Source organism: Streptomyces sp. NPDC040718 (assembly GCF_055593565.1).
Window position 1 is genome coordinate 655608 of the sequence record NZ_JBVIXO010000001.1, and the last position, 21058, is coordinate 676665.

Below are 21058 nucleotides of genomic sequence, written 5' to 3' on the forward strand. Positions count from 1 at the left end.
CAATGGGTGCTTACGACCTTGCCCGCCGGGGATCCGGCGGGCAAGGAACTTGAGTCACTTCTGAGCTTGCTACCCGTGGGTCAACCTGACAGGCCCCGTTTTTTCATCCGATGTCCGCGCTACTTCTTCTTGCCGTCCTTGGTGTCCTTGGCGGCCGGCGGCTTCTTCCAGCCGATGTCCTGGTAGCGGGGCGCCCCCAGGCCGAAGGCGCCGGCGTTGGCCAGGCCCGGCTTGACGGCGACCAGCTCGGGGCGCTGGTAGAGCGGGATGGAGCCGGCCGCCGCCCAGATCCGGGCGTCCGCCTTGCGCATCAGCTCGCGGGCCTGAGCCTCGTCCAGCTCGCCGGCCGCCTGGTCGAAGAGCTGGTCGATGTGGTCGGTGCCGACCCGGGTGTAGTTCTGTTCGACGAGTAGCGAGCCGTCGGCGGCCGGCTCCGGCTTGGCGAAGATGGGGCGGGCGTCGGTGGCCGGGAAGGCCGTAGCGGGCCAGGAGTACAGGGCCAGGTCGTACTGGCCCGAGGCGATGTGGTCCTTGAAGAAGCTCTCGTCGGCCACCTTCTTGATCTCGGTGCTGATGCCGATCTTCTGGAGCATCTGGGAGATCCGCTCGCCGACCGAGCGCAGGGCCTCCGAGCCGGGGCCGGCCGGGAGGACGAACCGCAGGCTGAGGGGCTTGCCGTCCTTGGCGAGCATCGCGCCGGAGGTGCGCGCCTGCTTGGCGGGGACGGGGGCCGGGCTGGCGGCCGCGGGCTCCTTGGCGTCGTCGCCCTCCGCGGCCCCGTCCCCCTCGGCGGGGGCCTTGGCGTCGTCGCCCGCCTCCGGGGCCTTGGCCTTGGCGAGGGCCTCCGCCTGGGCCAGCAGTACGTGCTCCTGCTGCGCGGCGAGCGGGGCCGGGGCCAGGGCCGGCGAGGGCCCGTCGGTACGGCCGAAGGTGGCGAGGCCGTCGGCCGGGTCCGCCCCGAAGCCGCGTACGGGCCCCTCGGGCAGCACGCGCAGCCCCGCGGCGGGTGCGCCGGGCAGGCCCGGGCGGGTCCGGCGGATGCCCAGGTCGGCGGTGGCCGAACGCAGGTCGCCGTTGCGCCCGTCGTCGTCGCCCACGATGTAGAGGCCGTCGTCGCCGGTGCCGTCGCCCGGTCCGGGCTTGGCGCCCGCCGGGGTCTTCGAGTCGTCCAGCGAGCTCTCGGCGCTCTCCGCCCCGGCCTTCGCCCCGGCCGGCTCGTTCAGCTTGCCGCCCTTGCGCCAGCCGGCGTCCGCGAGCAGGGCCTGCGCCGCCTGGGTGTCCTGGCCGCCGAGGGCGTCGCTGTTGTCGGCGTACGCCTGCTGCCCGGCCAGTGCCAGGTGGCTGCCGACCGGCTTCGCCGGCAGGCCGAGCGGCTTGAGGACGATCTCGGCGAGGGTCTTGCGGTCCAGGGCGCGGGCCACGGCCCGGCGGACCCGCTCGTCCGAGAGCGGGCCGGAGGCCCCGTTCATGGCCAGCTGCGTGTAGGCGGCCTCCAGCGACTTGCGGACCGTGAACCCGCGCAGCGCCGACTGCTCCTCCGCGTACTTCTTGACGGCGTCGGCGTTCTTCTGGCGGGTCTCCTGCTCCTCCTTCGCCCTGGCCTCGTCGGCGCCGTGGGCCAGCGCCCAGGAGAGCGTGGCCTGGGCGGGGGTGAGGGAGGCGCCCGGGCCGTGCGTGCCGTCCACCCGGCCGGCGTCCCGGTGGGCGAGGGCGATGCGGTCGGCGCCGGAGCGGTCGATCTCGGCCAGGTCGACCTTCCCGGCGGCCAGTGCCGCCGGGCGGCCCGCCCTGGGCACCGCCGCCAGCACGAGGGTGTCCAGCTTCGCGGGCCGGCCCCACCAGCGCGGGTTGCGGGTCAGCGCCGCGGTGCCGGTCTTCTTGTCGATGGCCCCGAGGCCGAAGGGCCCGGCGGTGACCTTGAGGGCGCCGCGGGCGCCCTCGTTGAAGGCCTCGGGGGTGCCCATGACCTGCTTGGGGTAGAGCGGGCTGAACAGCGAGCGCCAGTCGGCGTACGGCCTGACGAAGGTGACCTTGACCTCCAGGTCGGTCTTGCCGCGCTCGATCTTCTCGATCCGGTCGTAGCCGGCGTTGCGGGCGGTCCAGTACGCCGAGTCCTTGCCGTTCAGGGCCCGCCACTGGGCGACGAAGTCGGCGGCGCCGATCTCGCGCCCGTCGCTCCACACCGCCTGTTGGTTCAGCTTGTACAGGACGACCTGCTTGGGCTCGCGCTCGACGACCTCGGCCTTCTCCAGGTAGTCCGGATTGGCCACCGGCCGGCCCTTGGCGTCCAGGGTGAACAGCTGGGGCAGGACCGCGCCGGCGATCCGGTTGGTGGTGGCGTCCGCGTCGGCCTGGAAGGTGTTCAGGGTCTCCGGCAGGGAGTCCACGGCCCAGCGCAGCACGCCGCCGTCGGCGACCTGCTCGCGGACGGTCGTCGCGATGTCCGGTCCCGCGGCGGCCGGGCCGCCCTCGTCCTCACCCGCCCCGCAGCCCGCGAGGAGCGGCAGTGCGAGGACTCCCGAGGTGAGGAGCGCCAAGGACCTGCGCCTTCTCTTGGTCATGCGTGGTACCTCCGGGGCGGGGCGCGAGGGCCGGGAAAGAGGGTCTTGATCACGTTCGGCGGTATATGGAGCTGATCACACCGGTGTGGAAACCCACTGAAATCGACCACCGCCCGCGTCCTCCGCAGCGGCCCCTCGCCACGCCGCGAACCCCACCCGTGCGGACCAATCCAGCTTGCGCCCCCGGGCGCGCCCCCCGCCCCCGGCTGCCGCCGGGCTCCGCGCCCAAGGCGCGCGTTCCCTCGTTCGAGGGATGAAAATGGGAGCAGGGAGGGGCGCACGGTTTGCGCCTGCGCGCCCGGAATCGCTGCACGTCCCTTCACAACCGGGGACGGGAGGCGCGACACTCGCAGGCGCCCGTGAGCGTTGCCACCGCACCCTGCGGAAGTGAGGGCAAGTCATGTCCCTGCAAGACGATCTGACCGCCGTACGGCGCAGTCTCGACGAGCTGGTCCGCTCGGTGGAGCAGCTGGAGAAGGACGTCGCCCGGGAGGCACCGGCCGCCGGCTCCAGGCCGCCGGAGAAATCCGGGATGGTGACCATCCCGGACACCCCGTACGACAACGCGCTGTGGACGGACACCGACGACGAGGGCCTCGGCGCCCGCGACCGCCGCGCCCCCTAGAGCCCACCGCCCGTCCGTACGCAGCACCCCCATCTGGCCCGGCCGCTCCGGCGGCCGGGCCTCCTGGGCCACCCCTCGACCACTCCACCCGGAGTTCCCCTTGGCCACAGGCACGGAACCACCCCAGCAGCGGCCCGGCGGCGTGCACGGCCCCTCGCGGGCCGCGATCACGGCCCGGCACCTGCGGACCGACCGGTGGTGGCTGTCGCCCGCCGGCACCGCGGCCGGGCTGCTCGCCTTCATCGCGTACTCGACCTGGCGGGCCTTCGCCAACGACCACTACTACGCGGCCCCGTACGTCTCCCCGTTCTACTCACCCTGCCTGGCGGAGAACTGCCAGACGATGCGGGGCGGCCCCAACCTCGACCTGTTCGGCAGCTGGTGGGGGCTGTCCCCCGCCCTGCTGATCCTGGTCTTCCCGCTCGGCTTCCGGCTGACCTGCTACTACTACCGCAAGGCCTACTACCGGGGCTTCTGGGCCTCGCCGCCCGCCTGCGCCGTCGCCGAGCCGCACGCCTCGTACACGGGTGAGACCCGCTTCCCGCTGATCCTGCAGAACCTGCACCGGTACTTCTTCTACGCGGCGGTGCCGGTCGCCGGCATCCTCACGTACGACACCGTGCTGACCTTCCGCGACGAGCACTACGCCTGGGGCCACATGGGCCTCGGAACGCTGGTCTTCCTGGCCAACATCGTGCTGATCTGGGCCTACACGCTGTCCTGCCACTCCTGCCGGCACATCATGGGCGGCCGCCTCAAGCACTTCTCCCGGCACCCGGTGCGCTACCGCCTGTGGGGCTGGGTCAGCCGGATCAACGCCCGCCACATGCAGCTCGCGTGGGCCTCCCTGATCAGCGTGGCCCTGTGCGACTTCTACGTGTACCTGCTGGCCAGCGGCACCATCACCGACCCGAGGATCTTCTGAGATGGCTCAAGTGGAACGGCAGCAGTGGGACGTGGTCGTGGTCGGCGCGGGCGGTGCCGGGCTGCGGGCCGCGATCGAGGCCCGCGAGCGGGGCGCCCGTACGGCCGTGATCTGCAAGTCCCTCTTCGGCAAGGCCCACACGGTGATGGCGGAGGGCGGGATCGCCGCCTCCATGGGCAACGTCAACGAGGGCGACAACTGGCAGGTGCACTTCCGCGACACCATGCGCGGCGGCAAGTTCCTCAACCAGTGGCGGATGGCCGAACTGCACGCCAAGGAGGCACCGGACCGGGTCTGGGAGCTGGAGACCTGGGGCGCCCTCTTCGACCGCACGCCCGACGGACGGATCTCCCAGCGCAACTTCGGCGGGCACGAGTACCCGCGCCTCGCGCACGTCGGCGACCGGACGGGCCTGGAGCTGATCCGCACCCTCCAGCAGAAGATCGTCCAGCTCCAGCAGGAGGACTTCAAGGAATACGGGGACCACGAGGCCCGCCTCAAGGTCTTCCAGGAGTGCACGGTCACGCGCGTGCTGAAACACGGAGAGAGGGTCTCGGGGACCTTCTGCTACGAGCGCGAGACCGGCCGCTTCTTCGTCCTGGAGGCCCCCGCGGTGGTGCTCGCCACCGGCGGGATCGGCAAGTCCTTCAAGACCACCTCCAACTCCTGGGAGTACACCGGCGACGGCCACGCGCTGGCCCTGCTCGCCGGCGCCCCGCTGCTGAACATGGAGTTCGTGCAGTTCCACCCCACCGGCATGGTCTGGCCGCCCTCGGTGAAGGGAATCCTCGTCACCGAGTCCGTGCGCGGCGACGGCGGGGTGCTGCGCAACAGCGAGGGCGAGCGGTTCATGTTCGACTACGTCCCGGACGTCTTCAAGGAGAAGTACGCCGAGTCGGAGGAGGAGGGCGACCGCTGGTACGAGGACCCCGACAACAACCGGCGCCCGCCCGAGCTGCTGCCCCGCGACGAGGTGGCCCGCGCCATCAACTCCGAGGTGAAGGCCGGCCGCGGCTCCCCGCACGGCGGGGTCTTCCTCGACGTGTCCACCCGGATGCCGGCCGAGAAGATCAAACGCCGGCTGCCCTCCATGTACCACCAGTTCAAGGAGCTGGCGGACGTGGACATCACCGCCGAGCCCATGGAGGTCGGCCCGACCTGCCACTACGTGATGGGCGGCATCGCGGTCGACTCCGACACCGCCGCCACCGTCGGCGTACCGGGCCTGTTCGCCGCGGGCGAGGTCGCGGGCGGCATGCACGGCTCGAACCGGCTCGGCGGCAACTCCCTCTCCGACCTGCTGGTCTTCGGCCGGCGGGCCGGGCTGCACGCGGCCGGGTACGCGGCGCTCCCGGGGCAGCGCCCCGCGGTCCCGCAGGAGCAGATCGACGCGGCCGCCGCCGAGGCGCTGGCCCCGTTCCGCGCCGACGAGGGCGCGGAGAACCCGTACACCCTCCACCAGGAGCTCCAGACGGCCATGAACGACCTGGTCGGCATCATCCGCCGCGAGGGGGAGATGGCCGAGGCCCTGGACCGGCTGGCGGCCCTGCGCGTACGGGCGGCCCGTGCCGGGGTCGAGGGGCACCGGCAGTTCAACCCGGGCTGGCACCTGGCGCTGGACCTGCGCAACATGCTGCTGGTCAGCGAGTGCGTGGCCCGCGCGGCCCTGGAGCGCACCGAGAGCCGGGGCGGGCACACCCGCGAGGACTGCCCGGCGATGGAACGGGAGTGGCGGCCGGTGAACCTGCTGTGCCGCCCGGTGGAGCCGGCGCCCGTGGATCCCGCCGCGGCGCGGATCGCGCTGGAGCGGGTCCGTACCGAGCCGATCCGCCCCGACCTGCTCGCGCTCTTCGAGAAGGAAGAGCTGGCCAAGTACCTCGCCGAAGAGGAGCTGTACGGGTGACCACATACGACGCACGCTTCCGGGTCTGGCGGGGCGACGCGGAGGGCGGCGGGCTGCGGGACTTCACCGTCGAGGTGCACGACGGCGAGGTGGTCCTGGACATCGTGCACCGGCTCCAGGCCACCCAGGCGTCCGACCTCGCGGTCCGCTGGAACTGCAAGGCGGGCAAGTGCGGCTCGTGCAGCGCGGAGGTCAACGGCCGGCCGCGGCTGATGTGCATGACGCGGATGTCCGTCTTCGACCGGGACGAGACCGTCACGATCACCCCGCTCCGCGCCTTCCCGGTGATCCGCGACCTGGTCACGGACGTGTCCTTCAACTACGCCAAGGCCCGCGAGGTCCCTGCCTTCGTTCCCCCGCCGGGGGTCGCGGCGGGCGAGTACCGGATGCAGCAGGTGGACGTGGAACGCTCGCAGGAGTTCCGCAAGTGCATCGAGTGCTTCCTGTGCCAGGACACCTGCCACGTGGTGCGCGACCACGAGGAGAACAAGACCGCCTTCGCGGGCCCCCGCTTCCTGATGCGGGTCGCGGAACTGGACATGCACCCGCTGGACGCGGCCGCGGACGCCGGCCTGGACCGCAAGCGGACCGCCCAGGAGGAACACGGGCTGGGCTACTGCAACATCACCAAGTGCTGCACGGAGGTCTGCCCCGAGGGCATCAAGATCACCGACAACGCCCTGATCCCGTTGAAGGAGCGGGCCGTGGACCGCAAGTACGACCCCCTGGTATGGCTGGGGAACAAGATCCGGCGCCGTTCGGCCTCCGACCCCCGTTAGTTCACTTCGCGGTGGACAATGCCCCCTGGATGACCGTCGGACGACGTGATCTCAGGGGGCTTCGCGGTGCGGGTGGGGGAAGTACTGGCGGACCGGTACCGGCTGGACCAACGGCTCGGCGCCGGCGGCATGGGCGAGGTGTGGCGGGGCCACGACCGGGCCCTGCACCGGGCGGTGGCGGTCAAGGTGCTGCTGGACGCGGCGACCGGCGGGGAGCTGATCGCCCGGTTCCGGCGGGAGGCCACCATCGGGGCGCGCCTCCAGCACCCGGGCATCACCGTCGTGCACGACGTGGGGCAGCACGAGGGGCGCCTGTTCATCGTGATGGAGCTGCTCTCCGGGGAGGACCTGGGGGCGCGGCTGGCCCGTTCTCCCGGCGGGCTGCCGGTGGCCGAGGCGGTGGAGCTGGCCGCGCAGACGGCGGAGGCGCTGGCCGCCGCGCACGAACAGGCCGTGGTCCACCGGGACCTGAAGCCCCAGAACCTCTTCCTGCTGCCCGGCGGCCGCCTCAAGATCTGCGACTTCGGCATAGCGCACTCCGCCGACGCGACGGCCGGCTGGACGGTGACCGGGCGGATGTTCGGCACCCCGCCGTACATGGCGCCCGAGCAGTGGCGGGGCGAGCACGTGGACGCCCGCTGCGACCTGTACGCGCTGGGGTGCGTGCTGTACGCCCTGCTGAGCGGGGAGCCGCCCTTCGGGTCGGCGGAGCCGATGTACGTCCTGATGCGCCGCCACGTGGAGGACCCGCCGGTGCCGCTGCCCGCGCCGCGGGTGCCGGAGGAGCTGGGCCGGCTGGTGCTGGCGCTGCTGGCGAAGGACCCGCGGGACCGGCCGGATTCGGCCGAGCGGGTGGCGGCGGCGCTGCGGGGCCCGGCCGGCGGGGTGGCCGGCCCGGTTCCGGAGGGGGGTCCCGCCGAGGTGCGGAGCCCCGCTCCCGTTGCGGACGACGCGCCGCGGGAGCCGGAGGCCCTCGCGGAGGCGGAGGCCGAGCCCCTCCCGGAGCCGGAGCCGGGCGTCGTTCCCGGGCCCGTACGGGAGTTCGTACGGGAACTGCTGCTGGAGGCCGAGGAGACGCTGACCTCCCTGCCGCCCGGGGCGGGCGAGGCCCGCACCGAGGGGCTCGCCCTCGCGGCGGAGGCCGCCGCGCGCTTCGACGCGGGCCTCGCCGGCCGGCTGCTGGCGGACGCCGAGCTCTGGGCCTGGACCGACGGGGACGGCGACGGCGCCCGGGTGGCCGCGCTGCTGACCGGGCTCGCCCGGCGGATCTCGCGGGACGCCCCCGCCCGCACCGAACGGGTGCTGACCGACGCGCAGCAGGCCCTCTTCCCGGTGCCGGACCCGAAACGGACGGCCCGGCTGCGCAAGGTCGCGGAGGAGCTCGCGGCGGTCGCCCCCGAACGCGGGGTCCGGCTGGCCCGGCGGTACTTCGCCGGCGGCCCGGCGGAGGAGGCCGTGCTCGCGCGGGCCGCACTGGCGAGCGCACCGGCCGACCTCCCCCGGGCCGAGGGGTACCTGTCCCTGATCCGGAGCCCGGTGGTACGGGCGGCGACCGAGTCCAAGGCCGTCACCGCCGTCGCCCGGCAGGACCTGCCCGGCGCGCTCCGGCTGGCCGCGCGGATCCCGGGCGGCGGGGCCCGGGTGCGGGCGCTGTGCCGGGTGGCGGGCGAACGCTCCGCCGTCGGGGACCGGTCGGGCGCGGCCGAGGCCCTGGCCCTGGCGGAGCAGGCGCTGGCCGACACCGGGGACGAGGAGCTGGACGGGGCCCGCGCCGACCTGGCCGCCGCCCGGGACCTGAGCGCGCGGGGCCACCGGTCCGTACTGGACCCGGCCGTCGCCGGGGAGCGCGCGGCCGCGGCGCGGGGGCTCGGCGAACCGGCCGAACGGGGCCGGGAGCTGGCCTGGATCGCCCGGGACTGCACGGCGGGAGCGCCCTGGCTGGCGGCCGCCGCGGCGGACCCCGGCACCCCGCCCCCGCGCGGGGTGACGCTGCGGCCCGACACGGCCGGGCCCCGGCCGTCGTCGGGGTGGCACACCGGGGACCGGCCGGACGCGCTGTACGCCGCCGGGGAGCGGGTGGTGTGGACGGCGGGGGCCGGGGTGGGCTGCGCGGGCGCCGCGACGGGGGCCGGGCGCTGGACGGCGTACGCCGACGAGGGGGTGCGGGCGCGGCCGCTGCCGGAGCCGGAGCGGGTGTGGTGCGCGGCCGACGCGGACACCGTGTGCGTGGTCGTGGGGTCGGGCGGCGGTTCGCGCGGGCGGCTGGTGGTCCGGGATCCGGCGGACGGGCGGGTGCGGTGGTGGCGGGATCTGGCGGAGGCGGCGGCGCTGACCCCGGTGCCGGGGCTGCTGCTGCACGCGGCGGAGGGTGAGCTGGCCGCCCTGGACAAGGCCGCCGGGGAAGCGGTGTGGCGGCATCCGCTGCCGGGCGGGGCGGCGCTGACCGTCGCGGGCGAATGCCTGGTCCTCGCGGACGGCGGCCGGCTCCGGGCGCTGCACCTGCCGAGCGGGACCCCGCTGTGGTCGTGGCCGCGCGGCTACGACGCCGGCGCGCGGCCGGCCCCCGACCACCTTTCGGGCGGGCCGGTGCACGTGCTGGACGGCGGTGTGCTGCGTGCCCTGGACCGGCGCAAGGGCTACGAACTGTGGCGCTTCGAGCCGGGGACGCCGGCGGCGGGGCTGCTCGTCGAGGACGGGGTGGTGTACGTGGCCGCGTACCGCGCCGGGCAGGGCTGGGACGTGGTGTTCGCGCTCGACGCGGAGAGCGGGGCCGTGCGGTGGCAGCGGCCGGTGACGCGGCGCGAGGGCACGGCGTGCGTGCTGGAGCTGCTGGGGGTGCGGCGGGGGGTGCTGTACGTGAAGTCCTCGCACGGCGGTCGGCGGGGGCTGCTGGGGCGGACGGCCCTGCCGTTCGTGACGGGCCTGGACGTCAACACGGGCAAGCCGCGCGGCCACTGGGACCACCCGGCCGACGGCCCGTCCCCGGTGGTGGCGTCGGACGCCCTGCTCCACGCCCGGCCGACGCTGCGGGCGCTGGCGCTCCCCTCTTGACGCGCCGCTCGCACGGCTCGGCCGCGGTCGGCCTCCCCGGCCCCGCGCAGCGGCGTACCGGGTGCGGGAGCGTGCGGGGCCCCATAGCCTCCCAAATGTGTATCCGCTGAGAGGCACCGCCGCCCTCCGGGCCCTGATCGTCGTCGCCGCCGGGCTCCTCACGCTCGGCGGGCCGACGGCGCCGGCCCGCGCCGAGGATCCCGTCACGCTCTCACGGCAGGGGCAGGTCACCGACCGCGTCGGTGCCCTCGGCGACCGGGCGCCCGCCGTGTCCGCGGCGCTGGAGCGGCTCTACGCCGACCGCAAGGTCCAGCTCTTCGTGGCGTACGTCCGGGACTTCTCCGGCCGCGCCCCGCAGAGCTGGGCCGACGCCACCGCCCAGCGGAACGGCCTCGGCCGGGACGACCTGCTGCTCGCGGTGGCGACCGGCGACCGCCAGTACGCCTATTCGGCCGACGTCGACTCCGGTTTCACCGAGGCGCAGCTCGCGGACGTCGCCCGTACCGCCATCGAGCCCGCCCTGCGCCAGAACGACTGGGCGGGTGCCGCCATCGGCGCGGCGAACGGCTACGACGCCGTGCTCGGCGGGAAGCCGGTGCCCGTGCCCGCCGTCACCCCCGGTCCGGCCGACCCCGGCGGCGCGGCGGACGGGGCGAGCGGGGCCGGGGACTTCGTGCTGCCGGTGGTCGCGGTCGGCGCGGCCGGGGCGCTCGGGGTGTACGCGTACCGCCGCCGGAGGAAGCGCGACGGGACGGGACGGGGGACCACCACCGCCCACGCCGGCTGGGACGGGGGGCGGGCCGAGCCCACCCCGCTGCCCGAGCTCGACGCCAGGGCGAAGGCCCTCCTCGTGGAGACCGACGACGCCGTCCGCACCAGTACCGAGGAGCTCGGCTTCGCCACCGCGCAGTTCGGCGACGACGCGGTCGGCACCTTCACGGCGGCGGTGGCGTACGCCAAGGACGAGCTGACGCACGCCTTCCGGCTGCGCCAGCAGCTGGACGACGCCTACCCGGAGGACGACGCGACCCGGCGGCGGATGCTGGAGGAGATCGTGGCCCGCTGCACGGAGGCGAACCGCGGGCTCGATGCCGAGTCGGCGGACTTCGACCGGCTGCGGGACCTGGAGAAGAACGCGCCGCAGGCCCTGGCCACGGTGGAGGCGCACTTCCGCGCGCTGACCGGCCGTGCGACGACCGCCGGGGCGACCCTCGCAGCGCTGACGGGCCGCTACGCGGACTCCGCGGCCGCGCCGGTGGCCTCCAACCCGGAACAGGCCCGGGACCGGCTGCTGTTCGCGACGACCAGCCTCGGTGAGGCGCGGGCCGCCCTCGGCGCCGGGGACAACGGCCGGGCCGCCGTGCACGTGCGGGCCGCCGAGGGCGCGGTGGACCAGGCGGCGACCCTGGTGGACGCGGTCGAGCGGCGGGCGCAGGAGCTGGCGGAGGCGGCCGGGAAGCTGCCGGGCGCCCTCACCGAGACGGAGACGGACCTCGCCGACGCGCGCGGCCTGCTGTCCGGTACGCAGGCGGGCTCCGCCACGGGCGACCTGCGGGGCCGGATCGGGCGGGCGGAGTCCGTACTGGCCGACGTGCGGCGGGAGCAGGCGGCCGGCCGGTTCGACCCGATCGACGCGTTGCGCCGGGTCGAGGAGGCGGACGCGGCCCTGGACGAGGCCCTGGCGGGGGCGCGGGAGCAGGAGTCGGGGCGGCGGCGGGCGGCGGCGCTGCTGGACCAGGCCCAGCTGTCGGCCCGCAGCGCGATCGGCGCGGCGACGGACTACGTGACCACCAGCCGGGGCGCCGTCGGCAGCCAGGCCCGGACCCGGCTGGCGGAGGCGCAGCGGCACCTGGAGCGGTCTGCGTCGCTGGCCGGCCAGGACCCGGCGGGCGCGCTGGCGGAGGCGCAGCAGGCGGACTCGCTCGCCCGGCAGGCGCAGCAGCTGGCGGAGGAGGACGTACGGGCGTACCGGAACCCGTACGCGGGGCAGCGCGCCGGCGGCGGCCGGGGCGGTGCCGTGCTCGGCGGGATCATCCTCGGCGAGATCCTCCGGGGCGGCGGCCGCGGCGGCTTCGGCGGAGGCGGGGGCGGCGGAGGCTTCGGCGGCGGCTTCGGCGGCGGGCCCGGCTCCTACGGGGGCGGCGGCACCCGCGGCCGCATGGGCGGCGGCGGCCGCTTCTGAACGACGAGCCACCGGACCCCCACCCACCAGGAAGGACCCCGATGAGCAAGCAGACCGTCCTCGGCCGTGTCACCCAGCTCGCGAAGGCGAACATCAACGCGCTGCTGGACCAGGCCGAGGACCCGCAGAAGATGCTCGACCAGCTGATCCGCGACTACTCGAACAACATCTCGGAGGCGGAGCAGGCGGTGGCCACGACCATCGGCAACCTGCGGATGCTGGAGGCCGACCACAAGGAGGACGTGGACGCCGCGGCCGGGTGGGGCGGCAAGGCCCTCGCGGCCAGCCGCAAGGCGGACGGGCTGCGCGCGTCCGGGTCGGCGGCGGACGCGGACCGCTTCGACAACCTGGCGAAGGTGGCCCTGGGGCGGCAGTTGCAGTCGGAGAAGGAGGCGGCGACGGCCGAGCCGGTGATCGCCGCCCAGACGGAGGTGGTGGACAAGCTCAAGGCGGGCCTGGCCTCGATGAAGGTCAAGCTGACGGAGCTCCAGGCCAAGCGGGACGAGCTGGTGGCGCGGGCGAAGACGGCGCGGGCGCAGAACACGATGCTGGACGCGGTCAAGGACATCGACGTGCTGGACCCGACGAGCGACCTGAACCGCTTCGAGGAGAAGGTGCGGCGGGAGGAGGCGATGGCCATGGGCAAGTCGGAGCTGGCGGCCTCCTCCCTGGACGCCCAGTTCGAGGCCCTGGACGACCTCGGCAAGGCCTCGGAGATCGAGGCCCGCCTGGCCGCCCTCAAAGCCCGCGCGGCATAGGCCCCCTCAGCCGTACATGCTCAGCAGCTGTTCCGCCGACAGCTCGGTGACCGCCTCTCCAGGTGCGCCGCCCGGCATCGGGAGCGGGAGCTCGAACCAGACGGTCTTGCCCCGGTGGGTGCGGCGGGTGCCCCAGCCGGCCGAGAGCAGGCCGACGAGCTGGAGGCCGCGGCCGCCCTCGTCGGTGTCCCGGGCGCGGCGGCGCCTGGGCTGGGCGAGGTTGCCGTCCCAGACCTCGCACACCAGGGTCCGGTCCAGCAGCAGCCGCAGCCGGATCTCGCCCTCCCCGTACCGCAGGGCGTTGGTGACGAGCTCGCTGACCAGCAGTTCGGTGGTGTCGAGCAGGCCCTCCAGGCCCCAGCCGGGCAGCTTGGCGCGGGCCAGTTCCCGGGCCCGGCCCACCGAGCGGGCCTCGCGGGGCAGCTGCCAGTCGCCGACGGCGCCGGCGGGCAGCCCCTGGACCCGTGCCATGAGCAGGGCGATGTCGTCCTCGCCGTGGCGGGTGTGGAGGGTGTTCAGGACGTGGTCGCAGACCTCCTCCAGGGGGCGGGACGGGTCGGCGACCGCCCCGCGCAGCCCGCGCAATCCCTCCTCCAGGGGGTGGTCGCGGGATTCGACCAGCCCGTCGGTGTAGAGGGCGAGCAGCGCTCCCTCGGGGAGTTCGACCTCGACCTCCTCGAAGGGTTCGCCGCCCACCCCGAGGGGCATCCCGGTCGGGATCTCCAGCAGCAGCCCGGGGCGCGGTTCGGCGCCGTCCTCGGCGGGTTCGACGAGTACGGGCGGCATGTGGCCGGCGTTGGCGATGGTGCAGCGCCGGGTGACGGGGTCGTAGACGGCGTACACGCAGGTGGCGAGGTAGACCTCGGAGCGGTCGGCGTCGCGGGAGTGCAGGGCGGCGCGCGAGGCCTGCTGGGCGCCGCCGGGGGCGCCGAGGCCGCGGGCGACCTCGTCCAGGGCGGTGAGCACCTCGGCTGGTTCCAGGTCCAGCAGGGCGAGGGTGCGTACGGCGGTGCGCAGTTCGCCCATGGCGACGGCGGCGCGCAGGCCGCGGCCCATGACGTCGCCGACGACGAGGGCGGTGCGGTGGCCGGGGAGTTCGATGACGTCGAACCAGTCGCCGCCGACTTCGGTGGCGGCGTTGCCCGGCAGGTAGCGGCAGGCGATGTCGAGGCCGGCCGCCTCGGGGTCGCCGGGCGGGAGCAGGCTGCGCTGGAGGATCAGCGCCCGTTCGTGCTCGCGCCGGTAGAGGCGGGCGTTGTCGATGCAGACGGCGGCCCGTGCGGCGAGTTCCACGGCGACGGCCCGGTCGCGTTCGCCGAAGGGCTCGCTGCCCTTCGTACGGGAGAACTGGGCGAGGCCGACCACCGTGTCGTGGGCGACCATCGGGACGATCAGGGTGGACTGGACGAGGTCGTCGGGACCCTCGGCGTCGACGAGTCGGGGCCGTGCCGTGCGCAGGACCATCGCTCCGGGGGAGGCGGCGGGGTAGCGGTGGGTCTCCCCCACGGCGACCAGTGCGCCGGGCCCCGACAGCGGGGCGTCGGACACGGCGGAGGCGAAGGCCACCCTGCGCAGCTTCGCGGAGGGGGCGCGGCGGGCCCCCTGGTCGGGCAGCGAGGGCATGCCGGGGCCCTGGGGACGGGCGGGCCGGTCGTCGTCGCCGAGCAGCAGGCCCTGGTAGAGGTCGACGGCGGCCAGGTCGCAGAAGCCGGGGACGGTGACGTCGAGGAGTTCGCGGGCGGTGGTCTCCAGGTCGAGGGAGTTGCCGATGCGGTGCCCGGCCTCGTTGAGGAGGGCGAGGTTGCGGCGGACCCCGGCGGCCTCGCGGGCGGCGAGGTGGCGGCGGGTGACGTCGGTGCCGAGGCCGGCGACGCCGATGGGGCGGCCGGTGCCGTCGTGCACCCGGTAGAGGTTGATGGACCAGTGGCGGTCGTCCCGGCTGCGGGGGGTGGCGCCGGTGATCCGCAGGTCGGTTACGGACTCGCCGGTCTCCAGGACCCGGCGCAGGGCTTCCGCCATCCGGTCGGCCTCGTGGGGCGGCAGGTAGTCGTGGACGGTCCGGCCGCGGTGCTCCTCGACCGCTCCGCCGAAGACGGTCGCGAAGCGCCGGTTGGCGCGCTGGACGGTGAGGTCGGTGCCGAAGAGCAGGAACCCGAAGGGGGATTGGCCGAATATGGCCTGTGATGCGGCGAGGTCGGACTCGATGCGGCGCAGCGCGCGCACGTCGACGACCACGCACAGTGCGGCCCGCTCGGCGCTCTCGGTCTGGGTGGGCATCACATAGATCTCGGCCACCCCGTGGGCCCCCTCGCCGCCGGGGATGCGGAAGGGGATCAGGCCGGTCCACTCCTTGCCGTCGAGGATCTCGGCGACCTTGCGGTGCCCGCCCTCGCGCAGCTCGGGCGGCATGAAGGCCTCGACCGGGTCGCGGCCGACCGCCTGCGCCGCGCCGAGCCCGAACAGCTCCTCGGCGCGCAGGCTCCACTGGTCGATGAGCCCGTCAGGGCCGATCGAGAAGGACGCGACCTTTATGTAGTCGTATATCGAGCCAGGCGGACTGCTGTGCCACAGGGAGTCGTGCAAAGGCTCCCCGGGCACGCGGGCCTGATGTGTCTGCGCAGGTATCTCGCTCACGCGACCGTCCCCTCCAGCTCACCGCAACCGGACCGGCCATGACCGAAGTATTCAGCACCACGGCCCCGTACGGCACGGCGTTCACGATCACAAAAGGGTCCCGTTGTTTTCCGGCCACGTCCGGTGGTCTCCCCAGACGCCGCCCGGGAGACCCACTGCCGCCCTTCTCCTTGTTACTCACCAGGAAGAGCCAACTCGAACCACACGGTTTTCCCCGTCTTCCCGTGCCGGGTCCCCCAGCGGCGCGCGGAGACGGCGACGAGGTGCAGGCCGCGCCCGCCCTCGTCGTCCGGCTTGGCGATGCGCTCGCGGGGCGGATCCGGAAGCGGATCCGAGACCTCCACGAGTAGGGCCGGGCCGCCGGCCAGGTCCGGCGCGGCCGGATTGCGCCGTACCAGCCGGACCCCGATCGGGCCGGAGGCGTACCGCAGGGAGTTGGTGACCAGCTCGCTGACCAGCAGGACGGTCACGTCGCCGACGGAGTCCAGGCCCCAGGAGCGGAGGGCGCCCCGCACGGCGTGGCGTGCGGTGCGGACGGCACCGGGCTCGGCGGGGAAGGCCCACTCGGCGCATTCACCGTCTGTGTCGATCACGCCGACCACTTCCCGGGCCACCAGCGACCCCAGTCAGGTTCGTCGGGACGAAAGGGGGACGAGATAGGGACTAATAGCGACATACCCGATATTCGGGGCGCCGTACCACCCGATCCCCCACGCACCGGCGCACTGTGGCGCAGACGGCCTAGAGCGGGAGCGTCACGCGCCCCGGTGCGCCCCGCCGTGCGACTCGGCGCCCGTCCCGCCGCCTGTCCCGCGACCCGCCCGGCCCCTACCCCGCGGCCGCTCCGGCGCGCAGCCGGCGGCCGGCCTCCTCGACGAAGGGCCGGTCCTGGTCGAGCCAGTCCACCGAATCCAGCTCGTGCGGCGCCAGCCAGCGCAGCTCGTCGTGGTCCTCCAGCGGCTCGGGCTCCCCCGAGACCAGCCGGGCGGTCCACACGTGGAGGACCAGGCCGGGCTTCAGCGGCCACTCCCCCGGAATCCGCTCCAGCGCCTCGGTCTCCACGCCGAGCTCCTCGCGCAGTTCGCGCACCAGCGCCTCGGGCACGGTCTCGCCCGGCTCGGCCTTGCCGCCCGGGAGCTCCCACCGGCCGGCCAGCTCCGGCGGCGCGCTGCGCCGGGCGGCCAGCAGGCACCCGTCATGACAGAGGGCTCCGCCCACGACCACTCGTACAGTCATGGACGGAGCCTATGCCAGCGCCTTCAGCCGATTCAGTTGGTGGCGGTCTGGCTTTCCTGTCCGATCCGCTCGACCCAGTAGAGCTGCTTGTGTCCGTGGTCGTCGAGGCTGTCGACGACCTTCTGGGCCTCGGCCCGGGAGGGGTAGCGCCCCACCCGGTAGCGGTTGCCGTTGTCGTCCTGACGTATGACCAGCCATGGAAGCAGGGCACCGCTGTCGGTCATCGCGCTTCACCCTCCGCCGCTGTACCTGCCCAGGAAACCGCATTGCGCATATGCCGGAGCTTACGCCCGACCTTTACTGAGCGGATACGGTTTTTCACGAAGAGGTACCTGGGGGGCGTACGCATCCGGCCAGGCGTACGAGCGGGCCGTGCGCGCCGGTCCGGGCCCGGCGCACGGAGCGCACCGGCGGGTGGGGGACGTGGGAGCGGCCGCGGCGCCGCGCGGGCACAACTCGAACAAGGGCCCGGGGTACGCCCCGGACCCTTGCGAAACGACCGAAAACCCCGCGTGCCCCCTGTTACCGGACAGGCAGGTGGTACGAGAGGCGGTAGCGGTCCGCCGGCACGACCACGTCCGCGGTCTCCACCGCGCGGCCCGACGCGAAGTACGTACGGCTGACCACCAGCACCACGTGCCCCGGGACCCCGCCCAGCGACATGATCTCCTCGGCCAGGCCCGGCCGGGCCCCGACCTCCTCGACCACGTTGTCCACGACCACGTCGATGGCGGCCATCCGGTCCACCACCCCCGAGCCGCCCAGGGGGCCCTCCTCCGGCAGCATCACCGGGGTCCGGCCGGTCACGGCCAGGGGCTCCCAGGAGGTGGAGAGCATCATGGCCTCACCCGCGTCGCGGAAGACGTACCGGGTGCGCATGACCCGGTCCCCCGGCTCGATGCCGAGGCGCTCCGCGATCCGCTCCGGCGCGGCCGCCTGCTCGCTGCTGGACTCCCACGTGCCGCGCGCGCCCGCCTCCGCCTGCTCCTGGCGGAACGGCGTCGACGCCCCGGCCGAGCGGTAGCCGGAGCGGGCGACCCGGCGGGGCACGGGCTGCTCGCGCACGTACGTACCCGACCCGGAGCGGCCCTCCACCAGCCCCTCGGCCATGAGGACCTTGCGGGCCTCCAGCGCCACGGTGTCGGAGACCCCGTACTCCTCGCGGATCCGGGCCTGGGAAGGGAGCCGGGCGTGCGGGGGCAGGGACCCATCGACGATCTTCCGTCGCAGATCCCCGGCGACGCGGAGATAGGCCGGCTGCTCACCGAAAGTCACGAGCCACTCCCATCAGGTTGACAGACAGCTACACCCTGGCAACCCACGGTTGAGCAGCGCAAGCACGGGCCAGAGTTTCACTCGATGTGATGAACCCAGGTCACTCAAACCCCTTACCGCGCGTTACCCACAGGACCTCAGACCGACTCCGACGAAGGCCCCCGCCCGGAGCCCGCCCCCGGCCCCTCCGGACCCGTCTCCCGCCACTCCGGAACCCGCGTCGACAGCCCGTACGCGCCGCGCAGCGTCTTCTCCGTGTCCACCGACAGCGCCGCCAGCGCCGCGTCCCACGCCCGCTGGAAGTCGGCCGGCCGCGCCGCCCGGGACGCCCGCTGCCACTCCTTGCGCGCCGCCGCGACCTCCCTGAGCCGCGTCCGCGCCGCCGGGCCCGTGTCCTGGCGCGAGGCGACGCCCTGGAGCATCCGCTCCTCCGCGGCCAGCGCCTCGTCCACGCCGCGCGCCCACTTCTGGTGCTCGGGCAGCGCCTCGTCGAGGTCGCGGTCGGGGGCGCGTCCGAGCGCCTGGTCCACCGTGTTCAGCGCGCTCAGCAGGGTCACCTGGTCCGGCGTCAGCATGCCCGCATCCTTGCGCAGACTGCCCTTGTGGTCCTCCGTCGACGTGCCGACGAGGCACAGGAGCCGCCGGTCGCCGGTCTGCCAGCTGTCCGGCGAGGGGGTGAAGTAGTACATCTCCGCGTACGCCGGCAGCGCCCACGAGTCCATCGCGTACGCGTCCTGCGCCTTCCAGCAGGTGTCCGTGGCGGTCTCCTTCAGCGACCCCTGGCCGGGATAGGCGCCCGGTCCGAGCTGCGTCGCGGAGGTCACCTCGGCGTCGTGCACCCGGTCGCAGCCCACCCGGTAGGTGAAGCGGGCCTCGTCGAGGAGGTCGCCGCCGGGGACGTTGAAGCAGTCGCCCACGCGCAGCTCGTCCATCCCCGTGAGCTGCCCCTCGACCTCCTCCGGCTCCCGGGCGGCCCCGCCCAGCGCGCCGGCGAAGTGCTCCGCGTACCGGGTGACACCGGTGACCAGGACGGCGGTCGCCAGCAGCGAGACCACCAGGCCCACGACGGCCAGGGCGCGGCCCCGCTCCCCCTTGCGCGCGATCTGCACCAGCGCCACGGCGCCGAAGACGATCCCGAGCGGCGGGAAGCACAGCAGCCCGACCAGCAGGGAGGCCAGCGCGAATCCGTTGAGCGCGGGCGGGTGCGCGTACGCGGGCGGCGGCCCCCACACCGGCGGCGGGGGCCAGGAGCGGCCCGGACCGGCGGGGGGATGTTGCGGGGGCGGGGTGCTCACCGGGTGAGTGCTCCATCGGGGGCGGCGCGAACGAATGCGCGAAATAGTACGCAGCGGGGGCGACCGACTACTCGGTCGCCCCCGCGTTCATCGCGCGATCCAGCCTGTTATCGCGCCCCTCGCCACCCGGTCGCCCGGGCGGAGGACCTCGGTGCCCTGTCCGGCGTCGGAACCGCCCGGCGTCAGAACTGCAGCGCCCAGGAGTCGATCTTGCCGGTGTCGATGTTGGCGTTGTCGTTCACCCGCAGCTTCCAGACCCCGTTGGCCACCTCGGACGAGGCGTTGACCGTGTAGGAGCGGATGATGTTGTCGGCGCTGCCGCCGCTGCGGTTGTGCAGGTTGTAGACCGTGCCGTCGGGGGCGACCAGGTCGACCTTCAGGTCACCGATGTAGGTGTGCTTGATGTCGACCGAGACGCTCAGCGCGGCCGGGGCGTTGCCGGAGATCCCGCTGACGGTGACCGGCGACTCGACGGTCGCGTTGTCGTTGACCGCGTAGTCGGCGGTGTTCTCGAACTTGGTGCCCGGGTTCGGCGGCGTGGTGCTCGCGCCCACGTTCAGCAGCCGGTTGGGGGACCCGGTGCCGGGGCCGGTCACCACGTTCGGGGTGGCCGCCGCGACGAGGCCGTCGCGGACCTGCGCCGGGGTGCTCGCCGGGTTCTGCGAGAGGTAGAGGGCCGCCGCGCCGACGACGTGCGGGGTGGCCATCGAGGTGCCCGAGATGGTGTTCGTCGCGGTGTCGCCGGTGCCCCATGCAGAGGTGATGGAGGAGCCGGGCGCGAAGATGTCCAGGATGCTGCCGTAGTTGGAGAAGCTGGACTTCGCGTCGGTGTTGGTGGTCGAACCGACGGTGATGGCCTCGGCCACGCGCGCCGGGGACTTGCTGGAGGCGTCCGTGGACTCGTTGCCGGCCGCGACGCCGTAGGTGATGCCGGCGGCTATGGAGTTGCGTACGGCGGTGTCGAGCGCGGAGTCCGCGCCGCCGCCGAGCGACATGTTGGCCACGGCCGGCTTGACGGCGTTGCGGGTGACCCAGTCGATGCCGGCGACCACCTGGGCCGTCGTGCCGGAGCCGTTGTTGTCGAGGACCCGGACGCCGACGATCTTCGCCTTCTTGGCCACGCCGTACGCGCCGCCGGCGACGGTGCCGGCGACGTGCGTGCCGTGGCCGTGGCCGTCCTGGGCGGTGTTGTCGTTGTCGACGGCGTCGTAGCCGTAGGAGGCGCGGCCGCCGAAGTCCTGGTGGGTGATGCGGACGCCGGTGTCGATGATGTACGCCGTGACGCCCTCGCCGGCCTTGTCGGGGTAGGTGTAGCTCTGGTCGAGCGGGAGGGCCCGCTGGTCGATGCGGTCCAGGCCCCAGGACGGCGGGTTGGGCTGGGTGGCGTCGACGGTGAAGGTCCGGTTCTGCACGACCGACCGGACCGCCGGGTCGGCGGCGAGCTTTCTGGCCTGCGCCTCGGAGACCTCGACGGAGTAGCCGTTGAGGGCCGCGCTGTAGGTCCGGGCGATCTTCGCGCCGTACCGCTTGGCGACGGCCCTGCCGCTGTCCGCGGTGGAGCGGGCGGCGGAGTCCTCCAGGGTCACGATGTAGCTGCCGGGGACGGCCCCGGCGACGCCGGCGTTCTCGATGACGCCCTGGGGGCCGCCGTCGGCCGCGGAGGCGGGCAAGGCGGCGGCCGCGCCGAGCGCGAGGGCCACGACGGCGGTCGCGCTGACGCCGGCGATCCTCCGGCGGGTGTGACGCATCACGGACATGTGGGGGGTCCTCCTCGTAGGGGGTGGGCTGCGGGTGCCGTGCGGCGGTGCGCGGACACGCGGACGAACTGTTTTTA

At 74.2% G+C, this 21058-nt stretch carries 15 protein-coding genes; 7 read left to right on the forward strand and 8 right to left on the reverse strand.

What is annotated here, in order from left to right:
* Nucleotides 1-119: 119 nt before the first annotated feature.
* On the reverse strand, nucleotides 120-2561 hold the full coding sequence (locus tag ACZ597_RS02990; protein ID WP_471324096.1) for an ABC transporter family substrate-binding protein: 2442 nt from the start codon (nucleotides 2559-2561) through the stop codon (nucleotides 120-122).
* A gap of 400 nt (nucleotides 2562-2961) precedes the next feature.
* Between ACZ597_RS02990 and ACZ597_RS02995 the strand changes: the two genes are divergently transcribed.
* The 7 genes from ACZ597_RS02995 to ACZ597_RS03025 all read left to right on the forward strand — a co-directional run bounded on the left by ACZ597_RS02995 (nucleotide 2962) and on the right by ACZ597_RS03025 (nucleotide 12784).
* Nucleotides 2962-3186, forward strand: coding sequence for a hypothetical protein (locus tag ACZ597_RS02995; RefSeq protein WP_471324098.1), 225 nt, complete (start codon nucleotides 2962-2964; stop codon nucleotides 3184-3186).
* Nucleotides 3187-3286: 100 nt separating this feature from the next.
* Nucleotides 3287-4111 carry a hypothetical protein gene (locus ACZ597_RS03000; RefSeq protein ID WP_471324101.1) on the forward strand — a complete coding sequence of 275 codons (825 nt, stop codon included), beginning with the start codon at nucleotides 3287-3289 and terminating at the stop codon, nucleotides 4109-4111.
* Nucleotide 4112: 1 nt separating this feature from the next.
* Complete coding sequence (locus ACZ597_RS03005) at nucleotides 4113-6014, forward strand: fumarate reductase/succinate dehydrogenase flavoprotein subunit (RefSeq protein ID WP_471324103.1); 1902 nt, start codon at nucleotides 4113-4115, stop codon at nucleotides 6012-6014.
* A complete protein-coding gene (locus tag ACZ597_RS03010; protein ID WP_471324105.1) occupies nucleotides 6011-6793 on the forward strand; it encodes a succinate dehydrogenase/fumarate reductase iron-sulfur subunit in 783 nt (260 codons plus the stop codon). The genes ACZ597_RS03005 and ACZ597_RS03010 overlap by 4 nt, the downstream gene beginning before the upstream one ends.
* 45 nt (nucleotides 6794-6838) lie before the next feature.
* Nucleotides 6839-9844, forward strand: a complete 3006-nt coding sequence (locus ACZ597_RS03015) for a protein kinase domain-containing protein (RefSeq protein ID WP_471324108.1) — start codon at nucleotides 6839-6841, stop codon at nucleotides 9842-9844.
* Between the two features lie 97 nt (nucleotides 9845-9941).
* Nucleotides 9942-12026, forward strand: a complete 2085-nt coding sequence (locus ACZ597_RS03020; RefSeq protein ID WP_471324111.1) for a TPM domain-containing protein — start codon at nucleotides 9942-9944, stop codon at nucleotides 12024-12026.
* A 41-nt stretch (nucleotides 12027-12067) separates the two neighbouring features.
* Nucleotides 12068-12784 (forward strand): PspA/IM30 family protein, encoded by a 717-nt coding sequence (locus ACZ597_RS03025; RefSeq protein WP_471324114.1) that lies wholly within the window; start codon nucleotides 12068-12070, stop codon nucleotides 12782-12784.
* Nucleotides 12785-12790: 6 nt separating this feature from the next.
* Here ACZ597_RS03025 and ACZ597_RS03030 read toward each other — a convergent pair whose 3' ends face one another.
* From ACZ597_RS03030 to ACZ597_RS03060, 7 genes are all read right to left on the reverse strand, one after another.
* Complete coding sequence (locus ACZ597_RS03030) at nucleotides 12791-15409, reverse strand: SpoIIE family protein phosphatase (protein ID WP_471325113.1); 2619 nt, start codon at nucleotides 15407-15409, stop codon at nucleotides 12791-12793.
* Nucleotides 15410-15591: 182 nt separating this feature from the next.
* Nucleotides 15592-16020 (reverse strand): ATP-binding protein, encoded by a 429-nt coding sequence (locus ACZ597_RS03035; protein ID WP_471325116.1) that lies wholly within the window; start codon nucleotides 16018-16020, stop codon nucleotides 15592-15594.
* 226 nt (nucleotides 16021-16246) lie between these two features.
* Nucleotides 16247-16654, reverse strand: a complete 408-nt coding sequence (locus tag ACZ597_RS03040) for a (deoxy)nucleoside triphosphate pyrophosphohydrolase (protein ID WP_471324116.1) — start codon at nucleotides 16652-16654, stop codon at nucleotides 16247-16249.
* A gap of 32 nt (nucleotides 16655-16686) precedes the next feature.
* The gene (locus tag ACZ597_RS03045) at nucleotides 16687-16878 is read right to left on the reverse strand and encodes an SPOR domain-containing protein (RefSeq protein WP_471324118.1); all 192 of its coding nucleotides are present in this window, start codon (nucleotides 16876-16878) and stop codon (nucleotides 16687-16689) included.
* A 298-nt stretch (nucleotides 16879-17176) separates the two neighbouring features.
* Nucleotides 17177-17929, reverse strand: coding sequence for a GntR family transcriptional regulator (locus ACZ597_RS03050; RefSeq protein WP_471324121.1), 753 nt, complete (start codon nucleotides 17927-17929; stop codon nucleotides 17177-17179).
* A gap of 137 nt (nucleotides 17930-18066) precedes the next feature.
* Entirely contained in the window at nucleotides 18067-19161 is a 1095-nt protein-coding gene (locus tag ACZ597_RS03055) for a DUF4190 domain-containing protein (protein ID WP_471324124.1), read from the reverse strand.
* Nucleotides 19162-19406: 245 nt separating this feature from the next.
* On the reverse strand, nucleotides 19407-20981 hold the full coding sequence (locus tag ACZ597_RS03060; RefSeq protein WP_471324127.1) for a S8 family peptidase: 1575 nt from the start codon (nucleotides 20979-20981) through the stop codon (nucleotides 19407-19409).
* Nucleotides 20982-21058: the final 77 nt, after the last annotated feature.